This is a genomic window from Pseudomonas sp. CG7, assembly GCF_023701885.1.
GTDB lineage: Bacteria > Pseudomonadota > Gammaproteobacteria > Pseudomonadales > Pseudomonadaceae > Aquipseudomonas > Aquipseudomonas zanjanensis.
On record NZ_JABAEE010000027.1, the window covers coordinates 34,898 to 46,944 of the forward strand.

At 66.5% G+C, this 12,047-nt stretch carries 1 protein-coding gene; it reads left to right on the forward strand.

What is annotated here, in order from left to right; translation table 11 throughout:
* Positions 1 to 12: 12 nt before the first annotated feature.
* Positions 13 to 12,047: non-ribosomal peptide synthetase (locus HGO40_RS13330; protein ID WP_250963376.1), on the forward strand; the 12,035-nt coding region annotated here is incomplete at its 3' end.

The window sequence follows — 12,047 nt, forward strand, 5'->3', positions numbered from 1 at the left end:
AGGACGCTTTCAATGACCACCGAAAAAACCACCGGCAACCCGATCGAAGACATTTACCCGCTGTCGCCGCTGCAACAAGGGATGCTGTTCCACTCCCTGCTGCACGAAGACTCCGGGGTGTACCTGATGCAGGATCGCTACCGCATCGGCGGGGCCATCGATGAAGGGGCGTTCCTCGAATCGTGGCGCCAGGTGGTGGCGCTGCACCCTTCCCTGCGCGCCAGTTTCCAGTGGAAAAGCCAGAAGCAACCGGTGCAGGTCATCCATCGCCAGGTCAAGGTGCCGCTGGACACCCTCGACCTGCGCGGGCTCGCCCCCCATGAACAGGAAGCGCGGATCCGCACGCTGCTGGAAGACGAGCAGAAAGTCGGCTTCAACCTGTCCAAGCCACCGCTGATTCGCTTCCGGCTGGTGCGCCTGGCCGACGAGTCCTACGAATTCATTCGCAGCTTCCACCACATCCTGATGGACGCCTGGTGCATTTCCCTGGTGACCGTGGACTTCCTCAAAGTCTACGAAGCGCTGTGCAACGACCGCACGCCCGAGCTGAAGAGCCCTCGGCCATTTCGCGACTACATCCAATGGCTGCAGCGCCAGGACGCGGGCAAGGCCGAGCAATTCTGGCGCGGCCAGTTGCAAGGCCTCAACGCGCCCACGCCACTGACCGTGGACAACGGCGTGACCCGCGACCGCTACACCGATGCGGTGCTGGTGGACGACCAACTGATTCACCTCGACGAACAGGAACCCCAGGCGCTGGCAGCGTTCTGCCGCAGTCGCCGGATCACCCCGAACACGTTTTTCCAGGGTGTGTGGTCGTTGCTGCTGTCGCGCTACAGCGGGCAACAGGACGTGGTCTTCGGCGTCACCGTGGCCGGGCGTCCGGCCGACCTGACTGGCGTCGCGGAAATGATCGGCCTGTTCATCCACACCTTGCCGCTGCGGGTTTCGGTGGACCCGAACGCCGCGCTCGGCAACTGGCTGGGCGACCTGCAAAAGCTCAACGTCGACATGCGCGACTTCGAACACACGCCGTTGACCGACATCCAGGGTTGGAGCGATATTCCCCGGGGTGAGACCCTGTTCGACAGCATCCTGGTGTTCGAAAACGCGCCCATCGACGAACAGATCCTCGAAGGCGGCTTCCAGTTCAGCCTCGAAGGCATGGACCACAGCGAGCACACCCACTACGGCTTGACCGTGGTGATCCTGCCGGGCGAACAACTGGGCATCCGCGTGTCCTATGACCGCGAACGTTTCGACGCCGCCACCGTGCAGCGCCTGCTGGGCCACATCGCCAGCCTCGTGCGCAGCATGCTCGCCGCCCCCGACGCGCCGTTGGCCAGCTTCGAACTGCTGGCCGCCGACGAGCGTCAACAGTTGCTGGGCGAATGGGCGCTCAACCCTCACGATTTTCCGCTGGATCAAAGCTACGCCGAGCTGTTTGCCGCCCAGGTCGCCCAGCGCGGTGATCAGGTCGCCGCGATCTGTGCCGGCGAGTCGCTGACCTATGCCGAGCTGGACCTGCGCTCCACGCGCCTGGCCCATGCCCTGCGCGAGGCCGGCGCCGGTGAAGACCAACTGGTCGCACTGGTCGCCCCCCGTGGCTTGGCGCTGTTGACCATGATGCTGGCGGTGTTCAAGGCCGGCGCGGCGATGCTGCCCCTGGAGGTCAATCACCCGCCCGAGCGCCTGCGGGAAATCCTCGGGCTGTCCCGCGCACCGTTGCTGGTTGCCAGCGAAGGGTGCAGCGGCCTGCTCGATCAACTGCTCAGCGGCCTCGACCCGGCGCCCAAGGCACTGTTCGCCGAGGCCTGCTGGACCGGCGGCAACGACGCGCCATTGCCGGCGCTCGCCCGCCCCGACAGCTTGGCCTACGTGCTGTTCACCTCGGGTTCGACCGGCACACCGAAGGGCGTGATGATCGAACAGCGCGGCATGCTCAACAACATCTTTGGCAAAGTACCGGCCCTGGGGCTCAGCGCCGCCGACCGGATTCCCCAGACCGCGTCGGTGGCGGTCGACATTTCGGTGTGGCAGTTCCTCGCCGCGCCGGTGCTCGGTGCCACCGTGCACATTCTTCCGGATGAAGTCGCCCACGACCCGCAACGCCTGTTGCAAGTGCTCGCCAGCGAGCGCTTGAACGTGCTGGAAATCGTCCCGAGCCTGATGCGCACCCTGCTCGCGCTGTGCCCGTGCGACTTGCAACTGCCGGACCTGCGCTGGGTCCTGCCCACCGGTGAAGCGCTGCCGCCAACCGTGGCCCGGGACTGGTTCGCGCGCTTCCCCGACATCGCCTTGATGAACGCCTACGGGCCGGCCGAATGCGCCGACGACGTGGCCTTCCAGCCGATCTTCGCAGCACCGGGGGCCGAGGTCAGCCACATGCCCATCGGCCAACCGACCGCCAACAACCGCCTGTATGTGCTGGACGAAGCCCTGCGCCCGGTGCCGGTGGGCGTGGCCGGGGAAATCTGTGTCGGTGGCGTCGGCGTCGGCCGTGGCTACCTGCACGACCCGCAGCGCACCGCTGAGGCCTTCATCAACCATCCTCGACTCGAAGGTCTTCTGTACCGCACCGGCGACCTGGGACGCTGGCGAGCAGACGGCGTGATCGAGTACCTCGGCCGCCGTGACCAACAGGTGAAACTGCGTGGGCACCGGATCGAGCTGACGGAAATCGAACACCGTCTCGCCCAGCATCCGAACGTGCGCGAAGCCGCCGTCCTGCTGCGGGAAAACACCGTCGGCGAAGCCTGGCTGGTGGCGTACTGGTCGGCCCATGACCAGAACGTGGGCAGTGAGGGCCTGAGCGAACACCTGCGCACGCAATTGCCGCCGTACATGGTGCCGGCGGCCTTCGTCTGCCTGGACAAACTGCCCCTGAACAATAACGGCAAGGTCGATCGCAAGGCCCTCGCTGCCCGCGAGCTGGACTGGCAGGCCGACACCCAGGAAAGCATCGCCCCGCGCACTGCACTGGAAACCGCCGTGGCATCCGTCAGGGCCGCGGGCCTGGGGCGTGACACGGTGGGCGTGGAAGATAACTTCTTCACCCTCGGCGGCCACTCGCTGCTGGCGACCCAGATCGTGGCCCGCCTGCGCACCCAGTTCAAGCTCGACCTGCCGTTGCGGGTGTTGTTCGAACAGCCGACCGTGGCCTTGCTGGCCGAGGCCATCGGCGCCCGCCAGGCCGAGGCCGCCGCACCGCACGCCAACTCACCCAGCGTACCCAAGGCCCAGCCACGCCCGCCGTTGCTGCCGCTGTCGTTCTCGCAACAGCGCCTGTGGTTTATCGAACAACTGACACCCGGCACCACCCTGTTCAACATCCCGTTCGCCCTGCACCTCAAGGGTGAACTCAATGTCGAGGCGCTGCACGCCAGCCTCAACGACCTGCTGGTGCGCCACGAAATCCTGCGCACCGGCATCCACAGCACCGACGGCGTACCGTGCCAACGCATCAGCCCGGCACTGGACATCGCGCTGCCCTTCGAAGACTTGTCGGGCCTGACCGCCACCGCGCGCGAAGGCGCGCAGTTCAATGCCCTGCAAGACACCTTCGAACAACCGTTCGACCTGACCTGCCCTCCGCTGCTACGGGCACGCTTGCTGCGCCTGGCGCCGGGCGAGCACGTACTCGGCATCGCCCTGCATCACCTGGTCTCGGACGCGTGGTCGGCCACCATCGCCCTGCGCGAACTGGCCTTGGGTTATGAAGCCCGTTGCAACGGCGCCCCCGCCGAACTGCCGGCCCTGCCGCTGCAATACGCCGACTTCGCCCTCTGGCAGCGCGAGCACCTGCAAGGCGCCGAACTCAAGCGCCAGCTCGATTACTGGACCACCGCCCTCGACCGCCGCGACAGCGATGCCAGTCCACTGCTGGCCTTGCCCACCGATCATCCACGGCCGTCGGTACAAAGCTATCGCGCCGGGATTGTCCAGCGTGAACTCAGCGCCGACCTCAGTGGCCGGGTGCAAGCTTTCGCCAGTCGCCTCGGCACCACGCCGTTCACCGTCCTCTTCGCCGGTTTCGCCGTGTTGATGCACCGCTTGAGCGGCGACGCCACGGTGCTGGTCGGCACCCCGGTCACCCACCGTGAACAGCCGGGCACCGAAGGCCTGCTGGGCATCCTGTTGAACAACCTGGCGATCCGCGCCGACTTCGAGCCGCAAGCGGACTTCACTGTCCTGGTCAAACAAGTCGCCGAACGCCTGCGCAGTGGCCTGCAACATCAGGACCTGCCGTTCGAGCAATTGGTGGACAGCCTGCAATTGCCACGCAGCCTCAGCCATGCGCCGCTGTACCAAGTAATGGTCGCCCAGCAACTGGCCATGGAGTCGCGGTTGCGCTTCCCCGGCCTGGAATTCGAAGCGCTGGACACACCGCTGCGACACTCTGAATGCGACTTGGACCTGCACGTGCTGTGCCCGGCCAATGCGCCGATCCAACTGGAGCTGATGTTCGCCCTCGACCTGTTCATCGCCGACAGCGCCCGCCAGACCCTCGCCCGCCTGGAACACCTGCTCGAACACATGCTCGCCGAACCCCAGCGTCCGGTCGCCGCCTTGCCGCTGCTGATGGACGCCGAATGGCAACGCACCGTGGTCGAGTGGAACCGTACCGAAATGGCGGTACCGACGCACCTGACCTTCGCCCAGTTGTTCGAACAACAGGCCGAGCGCACCCCGGAGCGTGACGCGCTGTGTTTCGAAGGCCGCAGCCTGAGCTACGGCGAATTGAACCGTAGGGCCAACCAAGTGGCCCATTACCTGCGCAGCCGCGGCGTGGGCGCGAACAGCCCGGTGGCGCTGTGTGTCGAGCGTTCGCTGGAGCTGCTGGTCGGCCTGCTGGGCATCCTCAAGTCCGGTGGCGCCTATGTGCCGCTGGACCCGACCTACCCAGCGGATCGCCTGGCATACATGATCGAAGACGCCCGACCGGCGCTGTTCCTCGGCCAGCAGGGCCTGCTGGAACAGCTGGGCGCCGAACTGCCACGCTTGCGCCTGGACAGCGACGCGGCGTCGTTCGCCGACCAGCCGGACAACAACCCCACCCCGCTCGCCGGCCCGCAAGACCTGGCCTACATCATGTACACCTCCGGTTCGACCGGTAAGCCCAAGGGCACCCTGGTGACCAACGGCTCGGTGGTCAACCTGGCCTGGGCGCGTATCCATGGTTTGTATCGCCGCTACACCGACCAGCCGATGCGCACCAGCTTCAACTACTCGTTCGCCTTCGACAGCTCGGTGGCCGAACTGATCCTGTTGCTCGACGGCCACAGCCTGTACCTGACCCCGGAAGACGTGCGCTACGACCCCGAGGCCCTGGCCGGTTTCTTCCGCGACACCCGCCTGGAGGCCTTCGAGTGCACCCCGGCACAGCTCAAGGCGCTGTTGGAGAGCGACGGCGTTCGCCGGGGCGAGGTGTACCTGCCGCGCTTCGTGCTGTTCGGTGGCGACGCGGTGGACGCGCAGCTGTGGCAACGCCTGCCGTCGATTGCCGGCAGCCGCTTCTTCAACACCTATGGCCCGACCGAATGCACCGTGGATGCCACCGGCTGCGCGGTGGATGACTTCCCGCAGCGGCCGATCATCGGCCGGCCCATTGCCAACGTGCGCACCTATGTGCTCGATGCCTTCCTCAACCCGATGCCCGTGGGCGTCCCGGGGGAACTGCACATCGGCGGTGCCGGCGTCACCCTGGGCTACCTCAACCGCGCCGAGCAGACGGCGAAGGTGTTCATCGAAGACCCGTTCGCGTCGCAGCCCGGCGCGCGCATGTACAAGTCCGGCGACCTGGTGCGCTGGTTGCCCGACGGCCAGCTCGAATACCTGGGACGCATGGATCATCAAGTGAAGATCCGTGGCTTCCGCGACGAACTGGGGGAAATCGAAACCCTGATCGGCGCCCAACCGGGCGTGCGCCAGGCCGTGGTGCTGGCCCGTGAAGACGTGCCTGGCGACAAGCGCCTGGTGGCCTACGTGACGTGCGACCAGCAGGCCGACATCCCCGCCTGGCGCAAAACCATTGGCGCCGCCCTGCCCGACTACATGGTGCCCTCGGCGTTCGTGGTGCTCGATGAGCTGCCGCTGACGGACAACGGCAAACTCAACCGCAAGGCCTTGCCGGCCCCGGATATCCAAGCCGCGCCAGACGCCCTGGACCCGCCGCGCAGCGCCGCCGAACAACAACTGGCGGCCCTGTGGGCCGAGTTGCTGAACGTGCCGACGACGCAGATCGGCCGTGACAGCCACTTCTTCTACCTCGGTGGCCACTCGCTGCTGGCGGCGGCGCTGTTCGCCCGCCTGCGCCAACGCTTCGCCAGCGTGCCGCCGTTGCGGGCGGTGTTCGAGCACCCGCCCCTCGAGGCCTTGGCCGCGCTGCTGGGCGAGCCCCGGCCCGCCCCGGCGGCGACCTTCGTCCCGGCGGTTCGTCCGGCGCGCCTGCCGCTGTCGTTCGAACAGCAACGCTTGTGGTTCCTGGAACAACTGAGCGCCGGCGGTGGCGAGTACAACGTGGTCAGCGCCGTGCAACTGGACGGCGAACTCAATGCCCAGGCCCTGCAAACGGCCTTGAACAGCGTGGCCCAACGCCACGAGATCCTGCGCAGTCGCATCGTGCGCGATAGCGACGGCGAATTGCAGTTGGCGATCGACGCGCAGGTCGACATCACCGTGCAGGTGAAAACCCTGCAGGCCGCCAGTGACGAGCAATGGCAGGCACTGACCGACGCGGCGATTCACGCGGAAACCGGTCGCCGTTTCGACCTCGCCGTCGAAGTACCGATCCGGGCCACGTTGCTGCAACGCAGCGGCGGCGCCCAGTCGTTGCTGTTGCTCAGCGTGCACCACTGCGCCACCGATGACGCCTCCAGCCAGAACCTGCTGGAGGAACTGCGTCAGTTCTATACCGCCCAGTGCCAAGGCTCCCTGGCGACACTGCCGGCGCTGGCGTTGCAATACCCCGATTACGCCCTCTGGCAGCGCGAACCCGGTCAACAGACCGCGTTCAGCAGTCAACTGGACTACTGGCGCAACCAACTGGAGGACGGCGACTACCTGCTGGACCTGCCGACCGCACAGGGCCGTCCAAACCAGCTCGACCCGACGGCCGGCGCGGTGCAATTGCAATTGCCGCCCGCCCTGGTGGAACGCCTGCGGCAGTTCGCCCAGCAACGCGGCGCCACGCTGTACATGCTCATGCTCGGTGCGGCGCAGTTGCTCCTGGGGCGCTACGCCAACCAACGCGACGTGCGGGTTGGCAGCCCGGTGGCCCAGCGTCCATTCGCCGAGCTGCAGCCGCTGATCGGCTGCTTCGTCAACACCGTGGTCATGCGTGCCGACCTGGATCCGGCGCTGGACTTCGCAGGCTTGCTCGACCAGGTGCGCAACCGTGTGCTGGATGCCCAACAGCATCAGGACGTGCCGTTCGACCAGGTCGTCGAGCATTTGAAACCGTCGCGCAGCCTCGGCCAGACACCGCTGTTCCAAGTGCTGTTCGCCATGCAGAACGCCGACGCGTCGAGCCAACCATGGCCCCGGTTGCAAGTCAGCGAACGCGCGGTGACCGCCCAGGCCACCAAGTACGACCTGAACTGGGAAGTGCACGACGGCGAGGTGCTGTCGGTGTTGCTGGAATACCGCGCCGCGCTGTTCAGCGACACCACGGCCCGGCGTTGGCTGGAACAGTGGCAACAACTGCTGGAAACCATGCTCGACGCGCCACACACCCGCCTCGGTGATTGGACGCCGTTACCAGCGGCCGAGCGCCAGCGCCAGATGACCGAGTGGAACGCCACCGAACGTCACTACAGCGGCCCGACCAACCTGCACACCGCCCTGAGCCAGCAAGCGGCCCTGAGCCCCAACGCCCCGGCATTGGTGTTCGAAGGCCAGCGCCTGACGTATGCCGAACTCGACCAACGGGCGCACACCGTCGCCCGGGCCCTGCGCGCCGCTGGCGTGGGCACCGACAGCATCGTGCCGGTGTGCATGGAGCGCTCGGTGGAAATGGTCGTGGCCTTGCTGGGCATCGTCCATGCCGGCGCCGCGTGGCTGCCGCTGGATCCGGAGTTGCCGGCCACGCGCCTGGCCTTCCTGATCGAAGACGCCGACGCCAAGGTCACCTTGACCCAAGTCCAATGGCTGTCGCGCTTGCCCGTTGGGCATCAGGCCTGGACGCTGGATGCGTTGCCAAACGCTGAAGCCTTCGAACCGATCAGCGTCGAAGCCAACGACCTGGCCTACGTGCTCTACACCTCCGGTTCCACCGGCCAACCCAAAGGCGTGATGAACGAACACGGCGCCTTGATGAACCGCCTGCACTGGATGCAGGACGCCTTCCCGATTGGCCCGAACGACCGCGTGCTGCAAAAGACCCCGTACAGCTTCGACGTATCGGTGTGGGAGTTCTTCTGGCCCTTGATCACCGGCGCGACCCTGGTGGTTGCGCGTCCGGACGGTCATCGCGACCCGGCCTACCTCAGCCAGTTGATCCAACAGGAACGGGTCACGACGCTGCACTTCGTCCCTTCCATGCTCCGTGCCTTTGTCGAGGAGCCGAGCCTGGCTGACTGCCACAGCCTGCGCCAGGTCTTCGCCAGTGGCGAAGCCTTGCCAGTGGACCTGGTGCGGCGCTTCATGGGCCAACACCCGGCGGCGCTGGTCAACCTGTACGGCCCGACCGAAGCGGCCATCGACGTCTCGGTCTGGCGCTGCTCGGCGGACGATACGATCGTGCCGATCGGCAAGCCCATCGCCAACCTGCGCCTGTACATCCTCGACGAAGCCCTGCAACCGTTGCCGATTGGCAGCATCGGCGAGCTGTACATCGGCGGCGTCGGCGTGGCCCGTGGTTATCTGAAACGCCCGGACCTGACCGAAGAACGCTTCCTCGCCAGCCCGTTCGTGGCCGGAGATCGGCTGTATCGCACCGGCGACCGTTGCCGCTTCCTGGCCGATGGCAACATCGAGTACCTGGGGCGTCTCGACCATCAGGTGAAGCTGCGTGGCCAGCGCATCGAATTGGGTGAAATCGACGCGGCGCTGCTGGCCCAGGCCGGTGTTCGCGACGCCGCCACCTTGTTGCTCGACCAGCGCCTGGTGAGTTTCTGGTGCGGTGACGCCGATGAGGCGACCCTGCGTGCCGACTTGAGCGACAGCCTGCCCGTGCACATGCAACCCAGCCTGTTCGTGCAGCTCGACTGCCTGCCACTCAACAGCAACGGCAAGCTCGACCGCAAGGCGTTGGTTGCCACGCCGCTGCCACACAGCCAAAGCGACCAGCCACGCACCGCGCCACGGGACGGGACTGAAACCGTGCTTTGCGAACTGTTCAGCGAAGTGCTGGGTGGTTCGGAAGTCGGCATCGAGGACAACTTTTTCCAACTCGGCGGCCACTCCTTGCTGGCCACCCGCCTGGTCAGCCGGGTCCGTGAGCGCCTGGGGGCCTCCCTGCCCTTGCCGCTGGTGTTCGCCCAACCGACGGTCGCGGCCCTGGCCGAGCACCTGCGCGCGGCCATGCCCGGTGAGTCGATCAGCGTACAACCGCGCCCGGCGCAACTGCCCCTGGGCCTGGCCCAGCGCCGCTTCTGGATGCTCAGCCGCCTGGTGCCGGAGTCCCGCGAGTACCACATGCCATTCGCCCTGACCTTGCGCGGCGAGCTGCAGGTCCAGGTCATGCGTGAAGCTGTCGAGCAGGTCAGCCAGCGCCACCTGGTGCTGCGCAGCCGGATTGTCGACGTCGACGGCGAGCCGCAATTGCTGATCGACGACCACGGGCCGGCGCTTACGGTCACTGGCGTTGCAAGCCAGGACTGGGCCGCGACCTGCGCCAACGCCCAAGACGAACTGATGACACCGTTCGACCTGGCCGCCGCCGCGCCTTGGCGTGCGCACCTGCTGCAACGCCAGGGCAGCGACGAACACCTGTTGCTGGTGTGCCTGCACCACAGCGCCACCGACGGTTGGGCCATGCAGTTGCTCATCGACGAGCTGACCCAGGCCTACGCCGCCGGCCTGGACGGGCACTCGCCCACCTGGACCCCGCTGGAGATCGACTATGTCGATTTCGCCCTGTGGCAACAGCACCCGGACACCCAGGCCCGGCGCAGTGCCAGCCTGGACTATTGGAAAAACCACCTGGGCCAGGACGACTATCAGCTCGACCTGCCCATCGACCATCCACGTGGCGCCGAAGCCGATCGTCGCGCCCGGCAACTGACTGTCCGCCTCGGCAGCCAGCGCGCCGAAGCCATCCGGCAGTTCGCCCGTCAGCGCGGCACCACCACCTACGTGGTCTTGGCCACGGCCCTGAGCGCATTGCTGGCCCGCTACAGCGGCCAGCGGGAGATTCGCCTCGGCACCCCGGCGGACCAACGTGACCACGCCCAGACCCAGACCTTGCTGGCGTGCCTGGTCAACACCCTGGTGATCCGCAGCGACGTCGACCAACGGGCCCCGGCCGAGCAACTGCTCGCCAGCCTCGAGGCCGACCTGCGCGCCGCCCAGGCCCACGCCGACCTGCCGTTTGCCACCCTGGTCGGCGCCATTGCGCAGAATCGCGACTTGAACCGTACGCCGCTGTTCCAAGTGCTGTTCTCCCTCAACTATGGCCGAGTCGACAGCAACCAGTGGCCGGGGCTGAACGTCGAAGAGCAGATGCTGCCGGTGATCGACGCCAAATTCGAACAGAGCTGGGAAGTCCAGGACGACGGCAGCGACCTGACGCTGGCGCTGGAATATCAATCGGCCTTGTACGACGAAGCGACGATGCAACGCTGGAGCGCGCAATGGTGCGCGCTGCTCGACGCCTTGGTGGCCGCCCCTGGGCGCACCCTGGTCGAGCTGTTCCCGCAACAGCAGGACCAGCAGCAACTCGATCGCTGGAACGCCACCGAACGTCACTACAGCGGCCCAAGCAACCTGCACACCGCCCTGAGCCAGCAAGCAGCCCTGAGCCCCAACGCCCCGGCATTGGTGTTCGAAGGCCAGCGCCTGACGTATGCCGAACTCGACCAACGGGCGCACACCGTCGCCCGCGCCCTGCGCGCCGCTGGCGTGGGCACCGACAGCATCGTGCCAGTGTGCATGGAGCGCTCGGTGGAAATGGTCGTGGCCTTGCTGGGCATCGTCAAAGCGGGCGCCGCGTGCCTGCCGATTGATCCGGAGTTGCGGGCCACGCGCCTGGCCTTCCTGATCGAAGACGCCGACGCCAAGGTCACCTTGACCCAAGGCCAATGGCTGTCGCGCTTGCCCGTTGGGCATCAGGCCTGGACGCTGGATGCGTTGCCAAACGCTGAAGCCTTCGAACCGATCAGCGTCGAAGCCAACGACCTGGCCTACGTGCGCTACACCTCCGGTTCCACCGGCCAACCCAAAGGCGTGATGAACGAACACGGCGCCTTGATGAACCGCCTGCACTGGATGCAGGACGCCTTCCCGATTGGCCCGAACGACCGCGTGCTGCAAAAGACCCCGTACAGCTTCGACGTATCGGTGTGGGAGTTCTTCTGGCCCTTGATCACCGGCGCGACCCTGGTGGTTGCGCGTCCGGACGGTCATCGCGACCCGGCCTACCTCAGCCAGTTGATCCAACAGGAACGGGTCACGACGCTGCACTTCGTCCCTTCCATGCTCCGTGCCTTTGTCGAGGAGCCGAGCCTGGCTGACTGCCACAGCCTGCGCCAGGTCTTCGCCAGTGGCGAAGCCTTGCCGGTGGACCTGGTGCGGCGCTTCATGGGTCAACACCCGGCGGCGCTGGTCAACCTGTACGGCCCGACCGAAGCGGCCATCGACGTCTCGGTCTGGCGCTGCTCGGCCAACGACATGATCGTGCCGATCGGCAAGCCCATCGCCAACCTGCGCCTGTACATCCTCGACGAAGCCCTGCAACCGTTGCCGATTGGCAGCATCGGCGAGCTGTACATCGGAGGCATCGGTGTGGCCCGTGGCTATCTGAAACGCCCGGACCTGACCGAAGAACGCTTCCTCGCCAGCCCGTTCGTGGCCGGAGATCGGCTGTACCGCACCGGAGACCGTTGCCG